The 23,196-nt window shown below is 66.3% G+C and carries 21 protein-coding genes; 15 read left to right on the top strand and 6 right to left on the bottom strand.

The annotated features are described in order from the left end of the window. Positions 1-4: 4 nt before the first annotated feature. From ABEA07_RS12650 to ABEA07_RS12605, 10 genes are all read left to right on the top strand, one after another. On the top strand, positions 5-1,279 hold the full coding sequence (locus ABEA07_RS12650) for a biosynthetic peptidoglycan transglycosylase (RefSeq protein WP_345538230.1): 1,275 nt from the start codon (positions 5-7) through the stop codon (positions 1,277-1,279). Positions 1,280-1,339: 60 nt separating this feature from the next. Then, on the top strand, positions 1,340-2,980 hold the full coding sequence (locus ABEA07_RS12645) for an anti-phage dCTP deaminase (RefSeq protein WP_345538229.1): 1,641 nt from the start codon (positions 1,340-1,342) through the stop codon (positions 2,978-2,980). Beyond that, positions 2,967-3,146: a hypothetical protein gene (locus ABEA07_RS12640; protein WP_345538227.1), complete on the top strand. Its 180-nt coding sequence runs from the start codon at positions 2,967-2,969 to the stop codon at positions 3,144-3,146. Before ABEA07_RS12645 ends, ABEA07_RS12640 begins: the two co-directional genes overlap by 14 nt. Before the next feature lie 161 nt (positions 3,147-3,307). Then, positions 3,308-4,408: an ABC transporter ATP-binding protein gene (locus ABEA07_RS12635; RefSeq protein ID WP_345538225.1), complete on the top strand. Its 1,101-nt coding sequence runs from the start codon at positions 3,308-3,310 to the stop codon at positions 4,406-4,408. A gap of 53 nt (positions 4,409-4,461) precedes the next feature. Further along, positions 4,462-5,733: an ABC transporter substrate-binding protein gene (locus ABEA07_RS12630; RefSeq protein WP_345538224.1), complete on the top strand. Its 1,272-nt coding sequence runs from the start codon at positions 4,462-4,464 to the stop codon at positions 5,731-5,733. Positions 5,734-5,766: 33 nt separating this feature from the next. Further along, entirely contained in the window at positions 5,767-6,684 is a 918-nt protein-coding gene (locus tag ABEA07_RS12625) for an ABC transporter permease (RefSeq protein WP_345538223.1), read from the top strand. Position 6,685: 1 nt separating this feature from the next. Further along, entirely contained in the window at positions 6,686-7,582 is an 897-nt protein-coding gene (locus tag ABEA07_RS12620) for an ABC transporter permease (RefSeq protein WP_345538222.1), read from the top strand. A 113-nt stretch (positions 7,583-7,695) separates the two neighbouring features. Beyond that, on the top strand, positions 7,696-8,616 hold the full coding sequence (locus ABEA07_RS12615; RefSeq protein ID WP_345538220.1) for a pirin family protein: 921 nt from the start codon (positions 7,696-7,698) through the stop codon (positions 8,614-8,616). Between the two features lie 70 nt (positions 8,617-8,686). Continuing rightward, positions 8,687-9,754 (top strand): flavodoxin family protein, encoded by a 1,068-nt coding sequence (locus ABEA07_RS12610; RefSeq protein WP_345538219.1) that lies wholly within the window; start codon positions 8,687-8,689, stop codon positions 9,752-9,754. Positions 9,755-9,912: 158 nt separating this feature from the next. Continuing rightward, positions 9,913-10,470, top strand: coding sequence for a Spy/CpxP family protein refolding chaperone (locus ABEA07_RS12605; RefSeq protein WP_345538217.1), 558 nt, complete (start codon positions 9,913-9,915; stop codon positions 10,468-10,470). Between the two features lie 72 nt (positions 10,471-10,542). Here the strand turns inward: ABEA07_RS12605 and ABEA07_RS12600 are convergent, their stop codons facing one another. After that, on the bottom strand, positions 10,543-10,974 hold the full coding sequence (locus tag ABEA07_RS12600; protein WP_345538216.1) for a serine/threonine protein kinase: 432 nt from the start codon (positions 10,972-10,974) through the stop codon (positions 10,543-10,545). A 287-nt stretch (positions 10,975-11,261) separates the two neighbouring features. Between ABEA07_RS12600 and ABEA07_RS12595 the strand changes: the two genes are divergently transcribed. The 5 genes from ABEA07_RS12595 to ABEA07_RS12575 are packed head-to-tail and all read left to right on the top strand — an operon-like array spanning position 11,262 to position 17,096. Further along, positions 11,262-11,990, top strand: coding sequence for an endonuclease/exonuclease/phosphatase family protein (locus ABEA07_RS12595; protein WP_345538381.1), 729 nt, complete (start codon positions 11,262-11,264; stop codon positions 11,988-11,990). Positions 11,991-12,000: 10 nt separating this feature from the next. Beyond that, on the top strand, positions 12,001-13,224 hold the full coding sequence (gene clsB, locus ABEA07_RS12590; protein WP_345538215.1) for a cardiolipin synthase ClsB: 1,224 nt from the start codon (positions 12,001-12,003) through the stop codon (positions 13,222-13,224). Further along, positions 13,221-14,222: a lysylphosphatidylglycerol synthase domain-containing protein gene (locus ABEA07_RS12585; protein WP_345538214.1), complete on the top strand. Its 1,002-nt coding sequence runs from the start codon at positions 13,221-13,223 to the stop codon at positions 14,220-14,222. The genes clsB and ABEA07_RS12585 overlap by 4 nt, the downstream gene beginning before the upstream one ends. A 39-nt stretch (positions 14,223-14,261) precedes the next feature. Then, the gene (locus ABEA07_RS12580) at positions 14,262-15,542 is read left to right on the top strand and encodes a putative DNA modification/repair radical SAM protein (protein WP_345538213.1); all 1,281 of its coding nucleotides are present in this window, start codon (positions 14,262-14,264) and stop codon (positions 15,540-15,542) included. A gap of 42 nt (positions 15,543-15,584) precedes the next feature. Continuing rightward, a complete protein-coding gene (locus ABEA07_RS12575) occupies positions 15,585-17,096 on the top strand; it encodes a UdgX family uracil-DNA binding protein (RefSeq protein WP_345538212.1) in 1,512 nt (503 codons plus the stop codon). On the opposite strand, the gene ABEA07_RS12570 is transcribed toward ABEA07_RS12575, so the two are convergent. The 5 genes from ABEA07_RS12570 to gyrB all read right to left on the bottom strand — a co-directional run bounded on the left by ABEA07_RS12570 (position 17,084) and on the right by gyrB (position 23,151). Next, on the bottom strand, positions 17,084-17,656 hold the full coding sequence (locus ABEA07_RS12570; RefSeq protein ID WP_345538210.1) for an acyloxyacyl hydrolase: 573 nt from the start codon (positions 17,654-17,656) through the stop codon (positions 17,084-17,086). The two genes, ABEA07_RS12575 and ABEA07_RS12570, sit on opposite strands and share 13 nt — an antisense overlap. A 219-nt stretch (positions 17,657-17,875) precedes the next feature. Further along, positions 17,876-19,066, bottom strand: coding sequence for a metallophosphoesterase (locus tag ABEA07_RS12565; RefSeq protein ID WP_345538208.1), 1,191 nt, complete (start codon positions 19,064-19,066; stop codon positions 17,876-17,878). Between the two features lie 190 nt (positions 19,067-19,256). Then, positions 19,257-19,721 carry a carboxypeptidase-like regulatory domain-containing protein gene (locus ABEA07_RS12560; protein ID WP_345538207.1) on the bottom strand — a complete coding sequence of 155 codons (465 nt, stop codon included), beginning with the start codon at positions 19,719-19,721 and terminating at the stop codon, positions 19,257-19,259. A 104-nt stretch (positions 19,722-19,825) separates the two neighbouring features. Continuing rightward, on the bottom strand, positions 19,826-20,326 hold the full coding sequence (locus tag ABEA07_RS12555) for a hypothetical protein (RefSeq protein WP_345538205.1): 501 nt from the start codon (positions 20,324-20,326) through the stop codon (positions 19,826-19,828). 203 nt (positions 20,327-20,529) lie between these two features. Beyond that, positions 20,530-23,151: a DNA topoisomerase (ATP-hydrolyzing) subunit B gene (gyrB, locus tag ABEA07_RS12550; protein WP_425584126.1), complete on the bottom strand. Its 2,622-nt coding sequence runs from the start codon at positions 23,149-23,151 to the stop codon at positions 20,530-20,532. Between the last annotated feature and the right edge of the window lie 45 nt (positions 23,152-23,196).

The following is a 23,196-nucleotide window of genomic DNA, read 5'->3' as shown; positions in this document are numbered from 1 at the left end:
GTTGTTGAAGAAAGCGCTGCTGTTCCTGCTTTTCGGGCTGCTGGCCCTGGTGCTGACCGCCGTGGTCGCCATCTACCTGGTCGTCCGTTTCGCGCTGGCGCCCAGCCCGGGCGAATGGCCCACCCGCATCCAGGCCGGCCCCTTCGCGCTGAACGTGGGCGTGCCCACCGCGATCCGCCTGGCCACCTCCTCCTGGTTCGGCCCCTGGCTGCACGGCCGCAGTTTCCAGACCGCGCACGGCCCGGTGCAGGTCGAGTGGGTCGAGGCCAGCAACACGCTGGCGCTGATCTGTGCACCCTGCACCGCTTCCGTGCCGGCGCTGGGCACCCAGCCGCTGCGGCTGGACACCGGACGCTTCACCGCCCGCCGCGACGGCCCCTCTCTCGCCGGCACGCTGGAGGCCATCCCGGCAGCCTCCACCGTCTCCACACTGGCCGGTGACAACCTGCTGCGCGCGCGCTGGGACGCCCGGCTGACGCAGACCGCGCTGCAGATCCACCTCGACGCGCCCGAGGCGCCGATCGCCCGCTGGTACGCGGTGCTGGCCCCCTCCCTGCCCGAACTGCAACGCGCCAGGATCGGCGGCACCCTGGCCCTGCGCGCGCAAATCGACCTGCCGGCCGAGCGCTTCGCCCTGCACCCGCGCATCGAGCAGTTCACCGTCGAGGGCCTGGGCACCGAGGCCCTGCTCGATGCCCGCACCAGCTGCGGCCCGCCCAGCCGGCTCGCCACCGACAGCTGGCTGGCGCGCGCCGTCATCGCCGCCGAGGACCAGCGCTTCTTCAGCCACCCCGGCTACGACCTGGCCGAACTCACCGCCGCGCTGGACGCCAACCAGAACGCCGGCCAGGTCGAGCGCGGCGGCAGCACCCTGACCCAGCAGCTGGCCCGCCTGATCGTCACCGGCAGCGAGCGCAGCGCCGAGCGCAAGCTGCGCGAGCTGCTCTACGCGGTCGAGATGGAGCAGACCCTGGGCAAGGCGCGCATCCTGCAGCTCTACCTGGACAACGCGCCCTGGGGCGAGGGCGGCCCGTGCGGCGCCGAGGCGGCCGCCAAGCGCTACTTCAAGCGCAGCGCGCGCAACCTGGAGCCGGCCCAGGCCGTCTGGCTGGCCGCCATGCTGAACAATCCCGGCGCGGCGGTCGGCAAATGGCAGCGCGACGGCCGCATCGACGGCGAGCGCGCCAAGTGGGTGGCCGAGGGGATTAGCGGTCTTAACCGCGCGCAGCGCGAAGCACTAAAGAAGACATTGACGAGTGCACGATTTGCCCCGCCTTAGACGGATCCACCATTTGGCTGCAAGCAAAAAGACAATTCATCAACCAACAACTAAGAAGCGATGAACGATTCAACCATTACCGAAAATACTTCTGCAACCGGGAATGAAGAAGAATATGACGACGATGCGGCGCCATTCACCGACGTAATGCCTGCGGAAGGCAAGCCGGAGATTGTTATCGGTTTAGTCAGCCCAATCGGGATTGAGTTGGAACCGCTTATTTCGGCCCTTACTTCAGTATTGTCTGCGGCCAACTACAGCACAACTCCGATCCGCTTAAGCGATTCAATCCAAGAAGTATTTGGAATTGACTGCAAAACTTACCCTGAACACGAGCGCATTGAATTGCTTATGAATGCGGGCACAATGCTTCGCGAGAAAAGCCGATGCGGTGATGCCGTGGCATGGCTGGGAGTTGAGCAAATCGCCTTGCATCGGAAGCACTCTCTGGGCAGCAAAGTAAAAGAAAATGCCTACATTTTGCGCTCACTTAAACATCCTGCGGAAGTCGAACGGCTAAGGGCGATATATGGCCGCGGATTTATCCTGGTGAGCGCGTACGCTCCACGGGAATTTAGAGTCAATACCTTGGCCGAGCGATTTTCCAGATCCCGATTGGGCGACGAAAGTCAATCCCGTGCACATGCAGAGAGGCTGATAGAAAAAGACGAAACAGAGTTTGGAAAAAAGCTTGGACAGGATGTTAAGGATGCGTTCCCGTTGGCAGATTTCTTCGTTGATGTTCGCCATGTCGACGGCGTAAAAAGCGAGGTTCAAAGGTTTCTTGAACTCTTCTTTGGTTACAGATTCCACACACCAACGCGGGACGAGCATGGTATGTATCACGCTCGCTCTGCTGCGCTTAGGTCGGCTGACTTAAACCGGCAAGTCGGCGCGGCGATTCTCACAGAAACTGGCGATGTGCTGACAGTTGGCTGCAATGATGTTCCCAAGGCTGGGGGTGATCAATATTGGCCTGGGGATGCCCCTGATGCGCGGGACTTCAAGAGAGGCTATGACTCCAGTGCGAGACAACGAAAATTCATGCTCGAAGAAGCATTGGGTCGATTAAAGCAAGCGAAATTGCTTGCAGAAACGGCAGAAACAGAGGATATTGAAGCACTGGTAAAGCAGTTGACTGTCGGTGATCGCATTGATGTCTTGAAAGGTGCAGCGCTGATGAACTTGCTCGAGTTTGGTCGTAGTGTGCACGCAGAGATGGCAGCAATTACGTCTGCGGCGAGACTCGGAATACCGCTGAAGGGTTCAACACTTTTTACTACGACGTTTCCTTGTCATATGTGCGCCCGTCACATTGTTGCGAGCGGGATCATGAGAGTCGTATATATTGAGCCGTATCCAAAAAGCCGCGCCAAGCAACTACATGATGATTCCATCGCTGTGGACCCAGCAACACCTTCACAGCGTATCGTGAACTTTGAACCTTTTCAGGGTATTGCTCCGCGTCAGTATCAACTTCTTTTTGATGCCGCTGATCTTCGCAAGCAAGGAGATGGAAATGCTGTCGAATGGTCAATTGCCGGCGGGCAGGTACGCTTTCAGCGATACCTAAACACTTATTTTAATATAGAAACTCAAATTACAGGGTCATTCATCAAATCGCTTCGAGAACTTGGTAAAAAATATCGAAGCAAATTGCTTTCTTCACTGAACAAGGAGAACCTCAATGATCCATCCTAAGCCTAGCCTCGACGAACGTATCGCTGAGGCCGAACGACAAATTGCCAATTGGTCACAAGAAGAACGTCGAACTCTGCGCGCACAAGGACTGGATGAGTTTAAAGAAAAGATGCGTCTCGCGAATAGAACTGATGAAAAGAAGCGAGAACAACAGATGAACTCTTAGTCACGGCCATTAGCAACGATTGCCAAGCTAATTCGATATATTTATAAGCGCACGATTTGCAGAGCTGTTTTTAATCTAATCACTGACTTGGTCAGCATCGCACCAAGTCGGCGCATTCCGGGCCAGGCGATGCTGGCATACGTCTTGCGGTGCCGGCAGCGATGGATGCCGTCACCGCCCCACCTCCCGCGGCCGTCGAGATCGTCGCGCTGACCAAGCGCTATGCCGCCGGCACGCCGCCCGCCGTCGACCGGATCGACCTGCGCATCGCCAGCGGCAGCTACTGCTGCCTGCTCGGCCCCTCGGGCTGCGGCAAGAGCACCACGCTGCGCATGGTGGCCGGCCACGAATCGGTCTCGTCCGGCGACATCCTGCTGGACAACCGCAACATCACCCACTTGCCGGCCGCCGCCCGCGGCACGGCGATGATGTTCCAGAGCTTCGCGCTCTTCCCGCACCTCTCGGCCCTGGACAACGTGGCCTTCAGCCTCAAGATGAAAGGCGTCTCCCGGGTCGAGCGCCACCGGCGCGCGGCCCAGCTGCTGGACCGCGTCGCCATGGGCCACCTGGCGCAACGCAAGCCGGGCGAGCTGTCCGGCGGACAGCAGCAGCGCGTGGCGCTGGCGCGCGCACTGATCACCGAGCCGCGCGTACTGCTGCTGGACGAGCCGCTGTCCGCGCTCGACCCCTTCCTGCGCATCCAGATGCGCGCAGAGCTGCGGCGCTGGCAGCAGGACCTGGGCCTGACCTTCATCCACGTCACGCACTCCCAGGAAGAGGCGATGGCGCTGGCCGACACCATGGTGGTGATGAACCAGGGCCTGATCGAGCAGGTCGGCACGCCGCACGAGGTCTACAACCACCCCGCCAGCGAGTTCGTCGCCCGCTTCATGGGCGGGCACAACGTGCTGGCCTTGCCCCATGGCCTGATCGCGGTGCGCAACGACCACATGCGCATCGCGCCCGAGGGCGAAGGCGAGGGCCTGGCCGCCACCATCACGGACGTGGAATACCAGGGCACCTACGTGCTGATCGGGCTGCGGCTGGCCGATGCGGCGCCGGCGATGCGCGAGGCGTCTGTGCAGCTGGCGGAAAAGAGCTTCGCCGCGCGGCCCTATTCGGTCGGTGAACACGTCCGGCTCTCCTGGTCCGCGGCGGATGCACGCGCGCTCGGGCCAGGCGCGATCCGCCCCGAGGCGCCGCCGGCCGGCACGCCCAGCGTGCGGCAGCCCTTGTCCGCACTCGCAACGATGGCGGCCTAGCACCGCCCCTCCCTTCCGATCCTTCAACCAATGCCTTTCGAGGAAACCCGCCCATGTCCCAAGCCCACGATCCGAACAGCCAAGGCCTCGCGCGCCGCACCCTGCTGAAGGGCACCGCCGGTATCCTCGCGGCCGGCGTGTTCCCTGCCGTCCACGCGCAGGAGAAGATCGTGCTGCGCTACCTCGGCACCGCGGTCAACCAGGACAAGGCCATCGCCGAGAAGTTCAAGGCCGACACCGGCATCGAGATCCAGTACGTCGCCGTCACCACCGACGACGTCACCAAGCGCGCCGTGACCGCGCCCAACAGCTTCGACCTGATCGACACGGAGTACTTCTCGCTCAAGAAGATCGTGCCCACCGGCAACCTCAAGGGCATCGACACGAAGAAGATCAGGAACGCCGACAAGATCACCACGCTCTTCACCCAGGGCGAGGTGGGCGGCAAGAAGGTCGGCGACCAGGGCACGGCGCCGAAGAAGGTGATCTTTCTCGAGGGCGAGAAGAGCAAGGTGTTCGCGAAGTCGCCGACGCAGTTCATGTCGCTCATTCCGACGGTCTACAACGCCGACACCCTGGGCATCCGGCCCGACCTGATCAAGCGGCCCATCGACAGCTGGGCCGAACTGCTCAACCCGGCGTTCAAGGGCAAGGCGGCGATCCTCAACATCCCCTCCATCGGCATCATGGACGCAGCCATGGTGGTGGAGGCCAAGGGCCTGCACAGGTACGCCGACAAGGGCAACATGAGCAAGGCCGAGATCGACCTCACCATCAAGACCTTGATCGAGGCCAAGAAGGCCGGCCAGTTCCGCGCGCTGTGGAAGGACTTCAACGAGAGCGTGAACCTGATGGCCTCGGGCGAGGTGGTGATCCAGTCGATGTGGTCGCCCGCCGTCACGGCCGTACGCACCAAGGGCATCGCCTGCAACTTCCAGCCGCTGAAGGAAGGCTACCGCGCCTGGGCCGCCGGCTTCGGCCTGCCCGCCACGCTCTCGGGCCGCAAGCTCGACGGCGCGTACGAGTTCATCAACTGGTTCCTCGACGGCTGGGCTGGCGCGTACCTCAACCGCCAGGGCTACTACAGCGCGGTGCTGGAGACGGCCAAGGCCAGGATGGAGGCCTACGAGTGGGCCTACTGGATGGAGGGCAAGGCCGCCACGCAGGACATCAAGAGCCCCAATGGCGAACTGCTGGCCAAGGCGGGGTCGACGCGCGACGGTGGGAGCTACGAGCAACGCATGGGCGGCATCGCCTGCTGGAACGCGGTGATGGACGAGAACGAGTACATGGTCAGGAAATGGAACGAATTCGTGGCTGCCTGAGGGCAGTCCATAAATTCGACCCCACGTTCATCAATGAGTGCCACCACAACGACCCTCCTGATCGACCGGACGCCGGCAAAGGCGCCTAAGGCGTGGTGGCAAGCCGCGCCGTTTGCGCTCGTCTTTCTGCTCTTCTTCCTCATCCCGCTGGCGCTGATCGCGATGGTCAGCCTCTGGAACTTCAACGAGTACGAGCTGATCCCGGCCCTCACGCTGCGCAACTACGCGAGCATCTTCGAGGGCTGTTCGGGGCTCACGGACAACGGCGATCTGTGCGTCACGCTGTCGACCTACCTCAGCACGCTCAAATTCTGCCTGCTGGTGTGGGCCATCACGCTGGTGGTGGGCTTCGCCGTGGCCTACTTCCTGGCCTTTCACGTGCGCTCGCCCGGCATGCAGACCCTGCTGTTCGTACTGTGCACCGTGCCCTTCTGGACCTCCAACGTGATCCGCATGATCTCGTGGGTGCCGCTGCTGGGCCGCAACGGGCTGGTCAACCAGGGGCTGGTCGGAGTGGGCCTGGTGGAGCAGCCGGTGGAGTGGCTGCTGTTCTCCGACTTCTCGGTGGTGCTGGCCTTCGTGCACCTCTACACCATGTTCATGATCGTGCCCATCTTCAACTCGATGATGCGCATCGACCGTTCGCTGCTCGAGGCCGCCAGCGATGCCGGCGCCTCCGGCTGGCAGACGCTGTGGAACGTGATCGTGCCGCTGTCGCGCACGGGCATCCTGATCGGCTCGATCTTCGTCATCACCATCGTCATGGGCGACTTCGTCACCATCGGCGTGATGGGCGGGCAGCAGATCGCCTCGGTGGGCAAGATCATCCAGGTGCAGACCTCCTACCTGCAGTTCCCGCTGGCGGCCGCCAACGCGATGATTCTGCTGGCGGTGGTGCTGATGCTCATCTGGAGCCTCACACGACTGGTCGATCTCCGAAAGGAGCTCTGAGGTGGGACGAACCCCGATCGGCGAGCAGCGTGCCCCCGGCTTCTGGCCGCTGGCGATCGTGTTCGCGCTCTTCGTGCTCTTCCTCTACGGGCCGATGATCACCATCTTCGTGCTCAGCTTCCAGGGGCCGGAGGGCGGGCTCACCTTTCCTCTGCGCGGGATGTCGCTGCACTGGTTCCGCAAGCTGGCCGAAGGACTGGGCACGGTGGACATCGGCGCGGCCTTCCGCCGCTCGCTGATGCTGGGCATGGTGGTGATGCTGATGACGGTGGTGCTCTCCGTGCTCGCGGGCCTTGCCTTCCGCAAGAAGCTCGCGGGCGGCAACACGCTGTTCTTCGTCACCGTGGCCAGCCTGATCATGCCGTCGATCATCGTCTCGCTCGGCATCGGCCTGCAGTTCCGCCTGCTCGACGGCGGCATCAAGAGCGCACTGCAGGCGCTGGAGGCCACCGGTACGCTGGAGAACTACGGCACCGCCCTCGGCCTGCTGAGTTCGGCGCTGGGCGCCCATCTCACATGGACCCTGCCCTTCGGCCTGCTGATCATGTTCGCGGTCTTCAACCGCTTCGACCCGGCCTACGAGGAGGCGGCGCGCGACCTCGGCGCCACGCCCTGGCAGAGCTTCCGCCACGTGGTGCTGCCGCTGATCGGGCCGTCCATCGTGGGCATCGGCATGTTCGGCTTCACGCTGTCGTGGGACGAGATCGCGCGCACCTCGCAGGCCATCGGCGACGTCAACACCCTGCCGCTGGAGCTGCAGGGCCTGACCTCGACCGTCACCACGCCGGCCATCTATGCGCTGGGCACGGTCACCACCGTGGTCTCCTTCGCCGTGATGGCGGTGGCGCTCGGCACCTCGGCCTGGCTGCGCCGGCGCGCCACCCGCCGGCGCTCGTGACACGCAGAGCTGCCCCGGCGGAGGCACGCTCGTGAGCCCTGGGAGCCGGAGGCGCTCGGCGGCCGGCAGCCCCACCCCTAGCGCGGTCTCCGCTCCGTGCCACCATCCGCTCCATGAGTACCGTACCGAACACCGCACCCAGGCCGAACAGCCCCCATCACCACCACGTCGAAGCCGTGACGCTGGCGCGTCCGCGCGGCATCGACCAGATCGTCGCCGGCGTCTCCACCAGCGACGGCGACGGCGTCAAGCTCACGCGCGTGCTGCACCAGACGTTGCAGCAGCGCCTGGACCCGTACCTGATGCTCGACGCCTTCAGCAGCGACAACCCCGGCGACTACATCGGCGGCTTCCCCAGCCACCCGCACCGGGGCTTCGAAACCGTGACCTACATGATTGCGGGCCGCATGCGCCACCGCGACAGCGCCGGCCACGAAGGCCTGCTCGAAAACGGCGGCGTGCAGTGGATGACCGCCGGCCGTGGCCTGGTGCACAGCGAGATGCCCGAGCAGGAACACGGGATGATGGAAGGCTTTCAGCTCTGGCTCAACCTGCCGGCCAAGGACAAGATGCGCGAGCCCTGGTACCGCGACATCCAGAGCGCCGAGATCCCCGCGTTCGTCACGCCCGCCGGCGTACACGTGCGTGTGATCGCGGGTGAGAGCCATGGCATCGCGGGTGCGGTGCAGCGCGAGCTCACCGAGCCGCTCTACCTGGACCTCACCCTGCCCCCGGGCACCGAATTCGCCCAGCCCCTGCCGCCGGACCGCAACGCACTCGTCTATGTATTCCGCGAATCGCTCTTCGTCGACAGCAGCGAGATCCCCACCAAGCGCATGGCGATCCTCGCCAACGAGCCCGACAGCGACGGTGTGCGGCTGCGCGCCCAGGCCTCCAACCACAGCCCGGCGCGCGCGCTGCTCATTGCCGGCAGGCCGCTGCGCGAGGCGATCGTGCAGTACGGCCCTTTCGTGATGAACACGCGCGAGCAGATCACGCAGGCCGTGCACGATTTCCAGAACGGCAAGCTGTAGCCCTCTGCCTACGGCATCTTGCGCCCAGCGGAGCGCCTCGCAAACGCGGTGCACTGGCTAGATTGGCGCGATGACCGACGTCCGCAAGGGCCAGGCGCCGCTCCCGATCGAACGCGGCGCGTTCCACGAGCGATTCATGCAGCGCTTCCGCGATCCGGCGTATCAAGCCGAGCTGGAAGCTCTCTCGCGCATCGAAGCCATCGCGTGGAGGGCCTACGAAGAAGGCCGCAAGGCGCCCGTCACGCGCCAGGCCGGCCCCGGCTATGCCGATCCCGACTACGAACTCTCGGTCGACTGGCTGGAGGCGAGGGAGCGCATCGAGCAGGCGCAGGCCGCATGGTCGCGGCCGGAAACACCGTCACGCGTGCTCCTGATCAACGGTTCCCCGCGCAACGACGGCACCTGCCCGGGCGAGATGTCGAAGACCTGGCGCCTGCTTCAGCTCGCGAAGGAGGTGCTCGAGCCGCAGCTCGATTGCGACGTGCTCGACCTCAGCCGGCTCACCTCCGACTACGGCCGCCATATCCATCCCTGCAAGGGCTGTGTCTCCACCGCCATGCCGCTGTGCCACTGGCCCTGCAGCTGCTACCCCAACCACGCGTTGCAGCAGACCGGCGACTGGATGAACGAGATCTACGAGCGCTGGGTCTCGGCGCACGGCGTCATTCTGTTCACGCCGACCCACTGGTACCAGGCCACCAGTCCGCTCAAGCTGATGGCCGACCGAATGGTCTGCGCCGACGGCGGCAACCCCGATCCCAGCTCCACGCACGGCAAGAAGGCCGACGAGGCCAAGGCCATCGAGCTCAAGGGCTGGGACTATCCCAAGCACCTGGCCGGTCGCGCCTACGGCCTGGTGGTGCATGGCGACGTGGCTGGCGTCGAAAGCCTGCGGCGCAACCTCAGCGACTGGCTGGACTGGATGGGCCTGATCGACGCGGGGGCCCAGGCCCGGCTGGACCGCTACCTGGGCTACTACGAGCCCTACGCCACCGGCCACGACGCGCTGGACCGCGACACCGGCCTGCAGGAAGAGGTGCGCAACGTCGCGCGCGCCGTGGCCCGTGCGGTCATGGCCTTGCGCGCCGGGCGGCTGACGACGGCGGACGCGGGGCTGGAGCCGCCACGACCCAAGTAGCCGGCCACCGAAGGGCCGGGCCAGGGCGGACGACACGCTCCGAGATCTTTCTTTACGCACGGCTGACGCACGGGCCACGGCGGCGAAACAGAGGGCCTTCAGACTCCTCCTCACCTGCCGGCCCCGCCGTCAGGCTTCTTCGAAAGGAAGCAACGCACATGATCCCGCCCCGTCAAAAGATCCGCATGGCCGGCCTGATCGCCTCGGCCGCCTTCGCCTGCGCCGCCTTCGCGCAGGCACCGCAGCCCGCCTCCGCTGCGCCGGTCGCACAACCGCAGGCCCAGGCCACGGAGGCCGCGAAGAAGGAGCCGCGCATGGACCGCGCGCAACGCATCGAGCGCATGCAGGCCCAACGCGCCCAGCGCCTGGCCGATCTCAAGCAGAAGCTGCACCTGGAGTCGCGCCAGGAAAGCGCGTGGAACCAGTTCGCCGCCGCGCAACGACGCCCGGCCCGGCCTGCCGGCCAGGCGCGTGCGGAACGCGAGGCCTTCGCCAAGATGAGCACCCCGCAGCGCCTGGAACGCATGCAGGCGCGCCATGCCGAGCGCAACACCCGCTTCAACGAGCTGATGACGGCCACGCGCAATCTCTACGCGACGCTCTCGCCAGAGCAGCAAAAGACCTTCGATGCCCAGACGCTGCGCTTCGGGCCGCGCGGCCACGGCCACGGACCGCACATGCACAGGCATGGCGAGGGCGAGCCCACTCGAAGCTGAGACTCGGTACCGCCCCATGAAAAAGCCCGCATCGCAGCGGGCTTTTTCATGGGGTCGCAGTTGGCGCAGCGCTTATTGCGGCGTCCCCGTGCGGTTGGTCGGATTGGTCGGCACGTCCGGCCGCTCCCCCGGATTGCCGAAGCGCGGACGCTCCTTGCGCGCTTCCATGCTCACCTCGGTGCGCGACATCTGGCCCGTGGTGCGCGGCATCGCATTGGGCTGGCCGTTGACCGTGGTGGTCGCCTCGCCCTTCGGCACAGGGTTGTTGACGTTGTTGCGATTGTGCGCACGGGCCTCGGCTCGCACGGCCTCTCGCGATGCAGGGGCGCTGCCGTCGGGGCGCTGCGTGGCGTTGGCCACCCCGCCCGGCACGCTCTTCGTGCTGGCCTGCCCGCCCTTGGCCGGGTCGGGTTGCGCCGGCACAGAGGTCGTCTGCGCGTAGCTGGCGCCCGCCAGGCCCATGAGGCCCGCGAGCATGGCGGTGGCTACCGATGCTTTATTCATGGCGATCTCCTTGTCTCCAGGTTCAACAGGTTCGACAGTTCAAGAATCCGAGTCCTTTTCGAAAGACTCTGGTTTCAAGGTAGGGAGCGCCCCACGCGCCCGGTGTGAGGGCCCGACCGCCATTCCTGTAGGAGCCTGCCCGCGCCCGGCGCAGGCCAAGCCAGGAGGCGGCGGCAGGAGATGGCGGGCTCCTACAGCCGACGCAGCGAAGGCGGCTTACAACTCATCACGTGAAACCTTCCTCGCCCGCTGCCGGCACAACGGCACCGCCCAAGTCGCTCAAGGTCATGACCGTGAACACCCACAAGGGCTTCACGATGCTCAACCGCAAGTTCATCCTGCCGGAATTGCGCGAAGCGGTGAGGACGGTGGGTGCGGACGTGGTGTTCCTGCAGGAGGTGCTCGGAACGCATTCGCGCCATTCGAGCCGCATCGACAACTGGCCCGAGGCACCGCACTACGAATTCCTGGCCGACACCATGTGGCCGCAGTTCGCCTATGGCCGCAACGCGGTCTATCCGCGCGGCCACCACGGCAACGCGGTGCTGTCGAAATTCCCCATCGTCCACCACAAGAACCACGACGTGTCGATCGTCGGCCCGGAAAAGCGGGGGCTCCTGCACTGCATCCTGCGCTTGCCGAGCCGCACGGTGGACGTGCACGTGATCTGCGCCCACCTGGGCCTGGCCGAGAACCACCGCGAGCAGCAGCTCGATCTTCTGTGCAACATCGTGCGCGACGAGGTGCCGGCCGATGCACCGCTGATCGTCGCGGGCGACTTCAACGACTGGCGCGGCCGCGCGCACCGCATCCTCGAGGAGGGCGCGCAGTTGCGCGAGGTGTTCGTGCAGGCGCTGGGCCGTGCTGCGAGGACATTTCCGGCACGGCTGCCGGTGCTGTCGCTGGACCGCATCTACGTGCGCAATGCCGGCGTGCATGCGCCGGTGGTGCTCCCGCGCCGGCCCTGGTCGCACCTGTCGGACCACGCTCCGCTGGTCGCGGAAATCGAGCTCTGAGGACACCGAGATGGCCTGGATCGGCGGCAACCGCATCGAACTGCTGGAGAACGGCGAGGAATTCTTCCCGCGCGTCTTCGACGCGATCCGCTCCGCGGAGCGTGAGGTCATCATCGAGACCTTCATCCTGTTCGAGGACAAGGTCGGCAATGCACTGGCCGACGCCATGCGCGAGGCCGCACGGCGCGGCGTGAAGGTCGACCTGATGATCGATGGCTTCGGCTCGCCCGATCTGTCGGAGGCCTACATCCAGTCGCTGGGCCAGGCCGGGGTGCGGATGCGTGCCTTCGATCCGGGCCAGCAGTTCCTCGGCCAGCGCCTCAACCTGTTCCGCCGCATGCACCGCAAGATCGTGGTGATCGACGGCCGCCTGGCCTTCGTCGGCGGCATCAACTACTCCGCCGACCATGTGATGGATTTCGGCCCCAAGGCCAAGCAGGACTATTCCGTGGCGCTGACCGGGCCGATCGTGTCGGAGATTCATCGCTTCGTGCTGCATGCGATCGCCGTCGGCGGCAAGGGCGCGGGCTGGTTCCGCCGCCGCATCAAGGCCGCGCCGCAGGCCGAATTGGCCCCGACCGGGGACGCGGAAGTGCAGTTCGTCACGCGCGACAACCGCCGCCACACCAACGACATCGAGCGCCACTACCTGGCTGCCATCCGCAGCGCCCGCCGGCGCATCGTGATCGCCAACGCCTATTTCTTCCCGGGCTACCGGCTGATCAAGGCGTTGCGCCGCGCGGCTCGCCGCGGGGTGGAGGTGAACCTGATCCTGCAGGGCGAACCGGACATGCCGATCGTCAAGGTGGCGGCCAGCATGCTGTATCACCACCTGCTGCACGCCGGCGTGCACATCTACGAGTACTGCCAGCGGCCGCTGCACGGCAAGGTCGCGGTGGTGGACGACCGGTGGAGCACGGTGGGCTCCAGCAACCTCGACCCCCTGAGCCTCTCGCTCAATCTCGAGGCCAACGTGGTGGTGCGCGATGCCGCCTTCGCCCAGGAGCTGCAGTCACGCCTGGACCGCCTCATGCAGAACCACTGCAAGCACGTGGAGGCGGCCGACCTGGACGAATGGAGCGGCTGGCGGCTGGTTCGCAGCTTTTTCGTGTTTCACCTGCTGCGCTGGTACCCCTCCTGGGCCGGCTGGCTGCCGCGCCACGCGCCGCGCCTGAAACCGGTGGTCGACCCGAAGTCCACGGAGACCGGCGCGGCGCGAACGGACCACGCATGAGCGGCAGCTCCAGGACCACCCCGCGCGCCGGCGGCGCGGCGGGCCGGGCGCGGCGCGCCTGGTGGCCATGGGTCAAGCGCATTGCGGCCTGGACCTTCTTCGCCGTCGTGGCCTGGCTGCTGGTGCGCCAGGCACGCACCATCGACTGGGCCCAGGTGCTGTCGGCGGTGCGCGAAATCCCCTTGCCGGCGCTGATGGCCGCGCTGCTGCTCGCGGCCTGCAGCTTCACGCTCTACAGCACCTACGACGTGCTGGGCCGGCACATGACCGGCCATTCGCTCGGTGCCCGCACGGTGATGGGCGTGACCTTCATCAGCTACGCCTTCAACCTCAACATGGGCGCGCTGGTGGGCGGCGTGGCATTCCGCTACCGCCTCTACTCGCGCCTCGGGCTCGACAACCTCACCATCACCCGCATCCTCGGCTTCAGCATGCTGACCAACTGGCTGGGCTACCTGGTGGTGGCGGGCGTGGCCTTTTTCTTCTGGCCGCTGGGCTTGCCGCCCGACTGGAAGATCGAAAGCGAAGGCCTGCGCGTGCTCGGCGGGGCCTTGCTGGTGCTGGCGGCGGCCTACCTCGTGCTATGCGCCGTGGCACGCGAGCACACCTGGAACATCCGGGGCCATGAGCTGCAGACACCCGCGTTGGGCATGGCGCTGCTGCAATTGCTGCTGTCCTGCACCAACTGGTCGCTCATCGGCGGCGTGATCTGGTTCCTGCTGCAAGGGCAACTGCCCTACCCGCAAGTGCTGGCGGTGCTGCTGGTGGCCGCGGTGGCCGGCGTCATCACCCACGTGCCGGCGGGCCTGGGCGTGCTGGAGGCGGTGTTCGTCGCGCTGCTGTCGCATCTCGTGCCGTCGGACCGCCTGCTCGCCGCGCTGCTGGCCTACCGCGCGATCTACTACCTGCTGCCGCTGGGCATCGCGACGGCGGCCTACCTGGGCACCGAAATGCGGGCGCGGCGGCGCCGCAAAACGGAGGCAGCGCTTCGACCTTGACGGCGGCAGGGTCGTCCTTCCACACTGTATATTCGTCCAGTGGACGTCCAGCAAAAACTCGCCATCCTCGCCGACGCGGCCAAGTACGACGCATCCTGCGCCTCCAGCGGCGGCACCGTGCGCGATTCCCGCGGCGGGCGCGGCATCGGCTCCGTGGACGGGCACGGCATCTGCCACAGCTTCACGCCGGACGGGCGCTGCGTCTCTCTGCTCAAGATCCTGCTCACCAACTACTGCGGCTACGACTGCCTCTACTGCGTCAATCGCGTGAGCAGCAACGTGCCGCGCGCCCGCTTTACCGTCGACGAAGTGGTGGCGCTGACGCTGGACTTCTATCGCCGCAACTGCATCGAGGGCCTGTTCCTCAGCTCCGGGATCATCCGCAGCCCGGACTACACCATGGAGCAGGTGGTCGAGGTGGCGCGGGTCCTGCGCGAGGAGCACGGCTTCCGCGGCTACATCCATCTCAAGACCATCCCCGACGCCGCGCCCGGTTTGCTCGAGCGCGCGGGCCGCTACGCCGACCGGCTCAGCATCAACGTCGAGCTGCCGACCGAGCAGGGCCTCGCCTCGCTCGCGCCGGAGAAGAACGCACTGGCGATCCGGCGCTCCATGGCCCGCATGCGCGTGCACATCGACGATGCGCGAAACGCCGGGAAGGAAGCCCGGGCCGCGCCGGCCGCCTCGATGCCCGGCGCGGTGCCTCGACGCGCGATGCCCACACCCTTCGCACCCGCCGGCCAGAGCACGCAGATGATCGTCGGCGCGGACGCGACGGACGATCGGGCGATCCTGACGACCAGCGCGACTCTCTATGGCGCCTACGGGCTGCGCCGCGTGTACTACTCCGCCTTCAGCCCCATTCCGGATGCCGCTTCGGCTTTGCCGCTGAAGTCACCGCCTCTGCTGCGCGAGCATCGCCTTTACCAGGCCGACTGGCTGATGCGGCACTATGGCTTCTCGCACGAGGAGATCGTGCCCTCCGCCGACGCGGGCGGCATGCTGCGGCTCGATGTCGATCCCAAGCTCGCATGGGCGCTCGCGCACCGGGATCGCTTTCCGGTGGACCTGAACCAGGCGCCGCGCGAGCTGCTCCTGCGGGTGCCGGGCCTGGGCGTGAAAGCGGTTGACCGGATCCTGGCCGCGCGGCGCGTGCGGCGCCTGCGCAGCGAGGACCTGCGACGGCTCCGTGTTCCCTTGTCGAAGGTGATGCATTTCGTGGTCACCGCCGACCATCGCCCGGGCCGCTCGTTCGAGGCTGCCGACTTCGGCGCGCACTTCCGGCCTGCGCCGGTCCAGGCCTCGCTGTTTTCCGGCTGAAGACCTACAAGACCGCATCCCGTCGGCTTCCTACCCTGCGGCATGGCGCAGTACCTGATCACGCTGGACGGGGAAACCGACTGGCCCGGCTTCCGGCGCGAGGCGCGCTCACTCATCGCGAGACTGGTGCCGCCGGAGGAAGTCGACTGGTCCACCGGGAAGCACACCGGCCTCTTCGCCGCGATGGCCGACCCGGCGCAGGACGAAGCGCGCGTGGTGCCCGGCAGCCAGCTCGTCGTGCCCGCTTCCTTCGTCGCCTTGTGCAAGGCCGCGATCCTCCACGCCAGCGCGGAGCGCTTCGCCCTGCTCTACCGATTGCTGTGGCGCCTGGTCCATGAGCCCGGGCTGCGCAACGATCCGCTGGACACGGACCGGCTGCACGCGCAGCGCATGGCACGGGCCGTCAAGAACGAGATGCACAAGATGACGGCTTATGTGCGTTTCCGGACGGTCGACGCGCAGGACGGCGATGCGCCGCTGCACGTGGCATGGTTCGAACCGGAGCACCACGTGGTCGAGGCGGTCGCCCCATTCTTCATGGGCCGCTTCGCGCAGATGCGCTGGGCCCTCCTCACACCCCTGCGCAGCATCCGCTGGACCGGCAAAGTGCTCGAATGCGGCCCTGGCGCCGTGCGAGGGGATGCGCCTCCGCCGGATGCGGGCGAGGCCCTCTGGCTCACCTATTACCGTCACACCTTCAACCCGGCGCGTCTGAACCTCGCGCACATGCGCCGCGAGATGCCGCGCCGCTACTGGCCCAACCTGCCCGAGTCACCCCTCATCGACACGCTGGCGCGCGAGGCACCGGCGCGCAGTGCCACGATGATCGACGCGGCGCCGACCATCCCGGCACGCCGCATTCCCGTCGCCGTGCAGGGTGGGCACGCCAAGGAGCTTGCCATGGCCACCCGCATTGACTTTCCGGCCCTGCCCGACGATCCGGAGCAGGCCCTTCGCATCCTGCACGAGGCCACCGATCACTGCCGGGAATGCCCCATCGGTGCCCACGCCACACAGTCGGTGTTCGGCGAAGGACCGGTGCGAGCCGCCGTGATGGTGGTCGGCGAGCAGCCCGGCGACCAGGAAGATCTGCAGGGACGGCCCTTCGTCGGCCCCGCAGGGCGCCTGTTCGACCAGGCTGTCGCCGACCTGGGCTGGTCTCGCGAAGCGCTCTACGTGACCAATGCCGTCAAGCACTTCAAGTTCGAGCTGCGCGGCAAGCGGCGCATGCACAAGACGCCGGGCCAGCGCGAGGTCGCGGCCTGCCTGCACTGGCTGGACAGCGAGATCGATCAGGTGCGCCCGCGCGCCCTCGTCGCCCTGGGCGGCACCGCGGCACGCGCCCTGCTCGGGCGGCCCGTGGCCGTGACGCGCGAACGGGGCCAGTGGCACACCGATGCGCGGGGACTGCCGGTACTCGTCACGCTGCACCCTTCGGCGCTGTTGCGAGGCGACCCCCAGGAACGCGAGTCGGCCTATGCGCAATGGCTCGACGACCTGGCCCACGCCGGCGAGCACCTGGGGCGGCCCCGCCCACCGCCTCAGAAGCGATAGGCGTAGCGCAGCCTGTAGAAGTTCTCGCCCGGGTTCGGCTTGCGGATGCTCGCGTTCGAAAAGTGCTGAAAGCGCAAGGAGATCTCGTGCTCGCCGCGCGCACCGAAGGTGCGGCCGATGCCCAGCTGCTCGGTGAACTGGAAGAGCGTGCTGAAACGCCGGTCCGGCGTCTCGTACTGTTCATTCATCTGCGTGATGCCGATACCTGCCTCGGCGAACCAGGGTGAAGCGCCCTCGTCGAAGCGGAAGCGCCAGAGCGCGATCGCGCCGAGCTGCGTGAAGTTGTTGTGGCTGGTGCGATCAGGCGAGGGTGCACGCCACTGGCTCACGAACAGGTCCGCGTACGAGGTGACCGCCGTGCCCCATAACCGGCGCTCCGAACCCCAGGGCAGGATCACGCCGAGCGTGAGCGAGTTGGTCGCGGTGTTGTTGTGCGGCGCGCGACCGGCGTCGACGTAAAGGGTTGTCTTGCGGTCCTCGACGGCCTGCGCCGAGAGGGAAAGCGCCAGGAGTGCCGTGGTGAGCAGGACGGCGCGCGGTGCGGTGTTGTTGTTTGGCATCTTGAGGGGGACTTGCGACAAAAAAAACGGGCAAGCACCACTGCCAAATGGGCAGCAGCGAAAAAGGCCGGAAAAACAGTCGCAAATCTTCGCTCAAAACACTCGAAGGCGTTGTCACATCGCGGTGAAGGCCTACACGCAGCCGCCTTTGCCCGAGGGAGCGGGCCGCGCTGGTGTGCCGCGGGCGAAGCAGTGTTGCGCGCGAGGCACCGGCCAGGGTCAGGGACGCTCCGGAACCAGCCTCAGCAGCGTGATCTCCGAAGGTGCGCCGAAGCGCTTGGGCGGGCCCCAGTAGCCCGTGCCGCGGCTGGTGTAGACCCACATCTCCTGCAGCCGATGGAGCCCCGCGGTGAAGGGCTGCTGCAAGGGCACGAACAGGTTCCACGGGAAGAACTGACCGCCGTGCGTGTGGCCCGAGATTTGCAGGTGATAGCCGGCCTCCGCCGCCGCAGGCGCCGTGCGCGGCTGGTGCGCCAGCAGCAGCCGGGTGTGCACCAGTGGCGGTGCACCGTCCAGCGCGCCCTCCGGGTCGCTCGCATGGGCCGCATCGAAATGGGCCGCGGTGTAGTCGGTCACGCCCGCCACGACCAGGGCACTGTCGAGCACCTCCTCATCGGTTTGCGCACCCTTCACGTTGCGCGTCTGCAGCACCACGTGCTCATTGAGCAGCACGCGCAAGCCCAGGCGCCGCAACTCGTCGATCCACGCGTGGGCGCCCGCGTAGTACTCGTGGTTGCCTGTCACCACGAAGGTGCCGTGGCGCGCCCGCAGCCCGGCCAGCGGTGCCACGTGCTCACGCAGCTCGGCCACCGTCCCGTCGACCAGGTCGCCGGTGATCGCGACCATGTCGGCGCCCAGCGAATTGACCGCCTCGACGATGCGCTGAATGTAACCACGCCGGATGGTCGGCCCGACGTGGATGTCGCTGAGCTGCGCGATGGTGAAGCCCTCGAGACCGGCCGGCAGATCCCGGATCGGCACCTCGACGCGCACCACGCCGGCGACGCGCCGTGCATTGAAGAAGCCGATCAGCGTGACCAGGGTCGCCACGAAGGGAACCGCGGCGGCGCTCCAGGAATGCACGCGAGGCCAGTCGACGGGCCAGCCGCCGGCGAGGGCGAGCAGCCAGCCCAGCAAGAGGCCGGCATCGCGCACCAGCGTGAGGACGAACATCGAGGAGAACCAGCCCATGCTCAACAGGCCCAACCACTTCCACCCGTCCGCCAGGGGCCGCCGGCGTCCCCTGCGCTGGCCGACGAAGGGCAGCGGCATGGTGGCGGCCGACAGCAGCAGCGCGGCGAGCAGCAACCACGCCCAGCCCATGCCCCCTGAGGCGAGCGCCGGCAGCAGCCGCAGGCCGATGTAGGCATGCAGCAGCGTGGTCAGAAGGGTCAGGGGACGAAGCGGCATCGGAGCCTTGCACGGTAACGCAATCGCGCGCCCCGCATATGAAAGCGCCGAGCGCCCGCTTCAAGGTGCGCAAGGCGCGTGCCAGCCAAGATGCCCGCGTCAGTGGATCGCGAAGGCGCCGGGCACCGGCCGCTCCGCGGTCGACGGGATGGGGATGGGCGGGAGCTGCAGCGCTCCCACCGGTGCTCACTCACGAATGCGCGCTCATGTCGGTGCCCGGCGGCCACAGGAAAAGGGCCCGGGTCGGGGCGCCGGCGTGCACCTCGATGGCCTGTTTGAGCGTCTGGTCGGCCAGCGTGGCTTCCACCTCGTAGCGGCCCGGGTCCAGGCGCGCCACCATGAACGGACCATCGGCGGTCACGTGCGACAGCACCGCGCGGCCCGATGCATCGCGCACTGTCACGGCCACGTTGGCCGCGAAGTCCGAACGGCTGCCGTGCTTGATCGCGAACTCGAAAGTGGCGGGCCAGCGCGGTGCCACGGTTTGCATCAACGTGGCTTCGTCGCTGCTGATGCCGCCACTCATGTACTCGATGCCGTTGACCATGTGGATGGGGGGGTTGTAGGCTGCATGCGCCGAGAGCGCACCCACCAGCGATGCAACGCCGATGGCCAGTGCGGCCACGGGCCGCCGTGAAATACGAAGGGTGTTCATAGCCGTGTCCTTGTTCGCGTTGGGGAAGAGGGACGAAGCGTTCGTCCCACGCCCGAACTGTGAGTGGACAGGCTTAGAAGAAGCTGAAATTCGGGCCGGTCGGCTCAGTCGCGGCTGCGCATTGCCGCCTGCTGCTCGGGCCACAGGCGCCCGGCATTGGCAAAGTCAACGTTGGAGGGCCAGACGAAGGTGGCTCGCGAGCCCACGCCGTTGAACACCACCAGCGGCTGCCTCAAGGTCACTCCGGACAGCGTCGCTTCGATCTCATAGGCACCGGGATCGAGCCGTGCCAGGAAATAGGGGGCCGTGGCCACGGCTTCCATGACGGGGCGGCCCGTGTAGCGCTCCCGCACCAGCACCTGGATGTCCGATGGCATGGGGCCGACCTTGGCGCGGTGGACCGTGAATTCCAGGGTGGCTGCCCAGCGCGGTGACACCATGCGCATGAAGGCGGCCTCGTCGCTGCTGGTTCCGCCGCACATGTACTCGATCCCCTGCGCCATGCGGATCGGCGGGTTGGTCAGCGCCTGCGCTGGCGTGCAGGCTGCCCAGATCATGGCCGCTGCCAATGCCGCCGTGGGCCCTCCGAAACGGATCGGTGTCATCGCTGCTGTCCTCGCTCCAAAAAATCGGCGTCAAACCGCCGGAATTTTCCTTAGCAAGAGTCGGGCTAGCTATAGCGTTTCACCCAATGCGCAGACAGACGGAGACTGCGTTCGCGAGTCTGGCGCGCGATTTTTCACGGCAGGTGAAAGGTGCCTGGCCTTTCGCGCCGCTCTCCCACTGTCGCGCGCGCTTCAGACAGACCTCAGACGTCGATGTTGGCGGCGCGCAGCGCGTTCTGCTCGATGAACTCGCGCCGCGGCTCGACTTCGTCGCCCATCAGCATGGTGAACACCCGGTCGGCCTCGATCGCGTCGTCGATCTGCACCTTGAGCAGGCGCCGCACGTTCGGGTCCATGGTGGTTTCCCACAGCTGCTCGGGGTTCATCTCGCCCAGGCCCTTGTAGCGCTGGCGCGAGGTTGCGTTCTCGGCCTGGCCGATCAACCAGCGCATGGCTTCGCGGAAGTCGCCGACTTTTTCCTCCTTGGCCTTCTCGCCCTCGCCGCGACGCACCACGGCGCCTTCGCCCAGCAGGTTGTGAAAAGTCTTGGCGGCCTCGGCCAGGGCCGCGTAGTCAGCGCCGTGCACGAAGTCCTGTGTGATCACGCTGCTCTTGATGTTGCCGTGGTGGCGGCGGCTGATGCGCAGGAGCGGCTTGTCGGTGCGGGCGTCGAACTCGCTGGCCACCTCGGCCGGCACGCCGGTGCTGGCGAGTTCGCGCAGCTTGGCCTGCAGTGCCACGGCCGAGGCCTCGGCCGCGGCGGTGGTGTCCAGGTCCAGGTTCACGCCGTCCGCGATGGCACGCAGTGCCTCGGCATCGAGAAAGCTGCCCAGGCGCGCGATCACGGCCTCGGCGAGCTGATGCTTGCGCGCGAGCTCAGCCAGCGTGTCGCCACTGAGCGTACTGGGCTTGTCGCCGCCGGTCTGGATACTGGCGTCCTTGAGTGCCACCTTCAGCAGGAAAGCATCGAGCGCCGGTCCGTCCTTGAGGTACTGCTCCTCCTTGCCGACCTTTACCTTGTAGAGCGGGGGCTGCGCGATGTAGATGTGGCCGCGCTCGACCAACTCGGGCATTTGCCGATAGAAGAAGGTCAGGAGCAGCGTTCGGATGTGGGCGCCGTCCACGTCGGCATCGGTCATGATGATGATGCGGTGGTAGCGCAGCTTGGCGACGTTGAAGTCGTCGGCACCGCCGCCGGCGGTCGTCGCGCCCGCGCGGCCGATGCCGGTGCCAAGGGCGGTGATCATGGTCAGGATCTCGTTGCTGGTCAGCAGCTTCTCGTAGCGGGCCTTTTCCACGTTCAGGATCTTGCCGCGCAGCGGCAGGATGGCCTGGAACTTCCGGTCGCGGCCCTGCTTGGCAGAGCCGCCAGCGGAATCGCCCTCCACCAGGTAGACCTCGCACAGCGCCGGGTCCTTCTCCTGGCAGTCGGCCAGCTTGCCGGGCAAGCCCATCCCGTCGAGCACGCCCTTGCGGCGCGTCATTTCGCGAGCCTTGCGGGCGGCCTCTCGGGCGCGCGCGGCCTCGACGATCTTGCCGCAGATGATCTTGGCGTCATTGGGACGCTCCTGCAGGTAGTCGCTGAGAAGGCGGCCGACGATGTCCTCGACCGGCGCGCGCACCTCGCTGGACACCAGCTTGTCCTTGGTCTGGCTGGAGAATTTGGGCTCGGGCACCTTCACGCTCAGCACACAGCACAGGCCTTCGCGCATGTCGTCGCCGGTGACCTCGACCTTGGCCTTCTTGGCGAGCTCGTTCTCCTCGATGTACTTGTTGATCACCCGCGTCATCGCCGCGCGCAGGCCGGTGAGGTGGGTGCCGCCGTCACGCTGGGGGATGTTGTTGGTGAAGCACAGCACCTGCTCGTTGTAGCCGCTGTTCCACTGCATCGCGACCTCGACGCCGATGTGCGTGCCCGGGATGCCGCCGTAGGTATCGGCCGGGCGCTCCCCGACCGCATAGAACACGTTGGGATGCAGGACCGTCTTGCCCTTGTTGATGAACTCGACGAAGCCTTTGACGCCGCCGGCGCCGGAGAAGTCGTCTTCCTTGCCGGTGCGCTCATCCAGCAGGCGGATGCGCACGCCGTTGTTGAGGAAACTGAGTTCGCGCAGACGCTTGCTCAGGATCTCGTAGTGGAAATCGGCGTTTTCCTTGAAGATCTCGGTGTCGGGCAGGAAGTGCACCTCGGTACCGCGCTTCTCGGTTTCGCCCGTCACCTTCATGGGCGAGACCTCAACGCCATTGACCGTCTCCACGATACGGTTCTGCACGAAGCCCTTGCTGAACTCCAGCACGTGCACCTTGCCCTCGCGCCGCACGGTGAGGCGCAGCATCTTGGACAGCGCGTTCACGCAGCTCACACCCACGCCGTGCAGGCCACCGGAAACCTTGTAGCTGTTCTGGTTGAACTTGCCGCCGGCATGCAGTTCGGTCAGCGCGATCTCGGCCGCCGAGCGCTTGGGCTCGTGCTTGTCGTCCATCTTGACGCCGGTCGGAATGCCACGACCGTTATCGACCACCGAGATCGAGTTGTCGGTGTGGATGGTAACGACGATGTCGTCGCAATGGCCGGCCAGCGCCTCGTCGATGGAGTTGTCGACCACCTCGAACACCAGATGGTGCAGGCCCGTGCCGTCGGAGGTGTCGCCGATGTACATGCCGGGGCGCTTGCGCACCGCCTCCAGCCCCTCGAGGATCGTGATCGACCCTTCGCCGTAGCTGTCCGCAGCGGGCGGCGTGACTTCGATGGGGATCGCGTTGTCGATTTCGGGGGTATAGACGGGCTCGGTGTGCGGTGTGTCCGGCTTGTTGGCTTCGCTCATCAGGATCTTTCAGTCTCGGGAACCGGGTTTTCTGTTGTCTCTTGA

The organism is Variovorax defluvii, assembly GCF_039541515.1.
Taxonomy (GTDB): domain Bacteria; phylum Pseudomonadota; class Gammaproteobacteria; order Burkholderiales; family Burkholderiaceae_C; genus Variovorax; species Variovorax defluvii.
The sequence above is the reverse complement of the archived record's forward strand: the minus strand, read 5'-3'. Positions and strand labels throughout refer to the sequence as shown.

Excerpts from the sequence above, each read along its gene's own strand:
- ABEA07_RS12635 (WP_345538225.1), top strand. The coding sequence starts at position 3,308 with ATGGATGCCGTCACCGCCCCACCTCCCGCGGCCGTCGAGATCGTCGCG.
- ABEA07_RS12575 (WP_345538212.1), top strand. The coding sequence starts at position 15,585 with ATGGCGCAGTACCTGATCACGCTGGACGGGGAAACCGACTGGCCCGGC.
- ABEA07_RS12595 (WP_345538381.1), top strand. The coding sequence starts at position 11,262 with ATGACCGTGAACACCCACAAGGGCTTCACGATGCTCAACCGCAAGTTC.
- ABEA07_RS12625 (WP_345538223.1), top strand. The coding sequence starts at position 5,767 with ATGAGTGCCACCACAACGACCCTCCTGATCGACCGGACGCCGGCAAAG.
- ABEA07_RS12585 (WP_345538214.1), top strand. The coding sequence starts at position 13,221 with ATGAGCGGCAGCTCCAGGACCACCCCGCGCGCCGGCGGCGCGGCGGGC.
- ABEA07_RS12565 (WP_345538208.1), bottom strand. The coding sequence starts at position 19,066 with ATGCCGCTTCGTCCCCTGACCCTTCTGACCACGCTGCTGCATGCCTAC.
- gyrB (WP_425584126.1), bottom strand. The coding sequence starts at position 23,151 with ATGAGCGAAGCCAACAAGCCGGACACACCGCACACCGAGCCCGTCTAT.
- ABEA07_RS12615 (WP_345538220.1), top strand. The coding sequence starts at position 7,696 with ATGAGTACCGTACCGAACACCGCACCCAGGCCGAACAGCCCCCATCAC.
- ABEA07_RS12560 (WP_345538207.1), bottom strand. The coding sequence starts at position 19,721 with ATGAACACCCTTCGTATTTCACGGCGGCCCGTGGCCGCACTGGCCATC.
- ABEA07_RS12630 (WP_345538224.1), top strand. The coding sequence starts at position 4,462 with ATGTCCCAAGCCCACGATCCGAACAGCCAAGGCCTCGCGCGCCGCACC.
- ABEA07_RS12610 (WP_345538219.1), top strand. The coding sequence starts at position 8,687 with ATGACCGACGTCCGCAAGGGCCAGGCGCCGCTCCCGATCGAACGCGGC.
- ABEA07_RS12600 (WP_345538216.1), bottom strand. The coding sequence starts at position 10,974 with ATGAATAAAGCATCGGTAGCCACCGCCATGCTCGCGGGCCTCATGGGC.
- ABEA07_RS12555 (WP_345538205.1), bottom strand. The coding sequence starts at position 20,326 with ATGACACCGATCCGTTTCGGAGGGCCCACGGCGGCATTGGCAGCGGCC.
- clsB (WP_345538215.1), top strand. The coding sequence starts at position 12,001 with ATGGCCTGGATCGGCGGCAACCGCATCGAACTGCTGGAGAACGGCGAG.
- ABEA07_RS12605 (WP_345538217.1), top strand. The coding sequence starts at position 9,913 with ATGATCCCGCCCCGTCAAAAGATCCGCATGGCCGGCCTGATCGCCTCG.
- ABEA07_RS12645 (WP_345538229.1), top strand. The coding sequence starts at position 1,340 with ATGAACGATTCAACCATTACCGAAAATACTTCTGCAACCGGGAATGAA.
- ABEA07_RS12640 (WP_345538227.1), top strand. The coding sequence starts at position 2,967 with ATGATCCATCCTAAGCCTAGCCTCGACGAACGTATCGCTGAGGCCGAA.
- ABEA07_RS12570 (WP_345538210.1), bottom strand. The coding sequence starts at position 17,656 with ATGCCAAACAACAACACCGCACCGCGCGCCGTCCTGCTCACCACGGCA.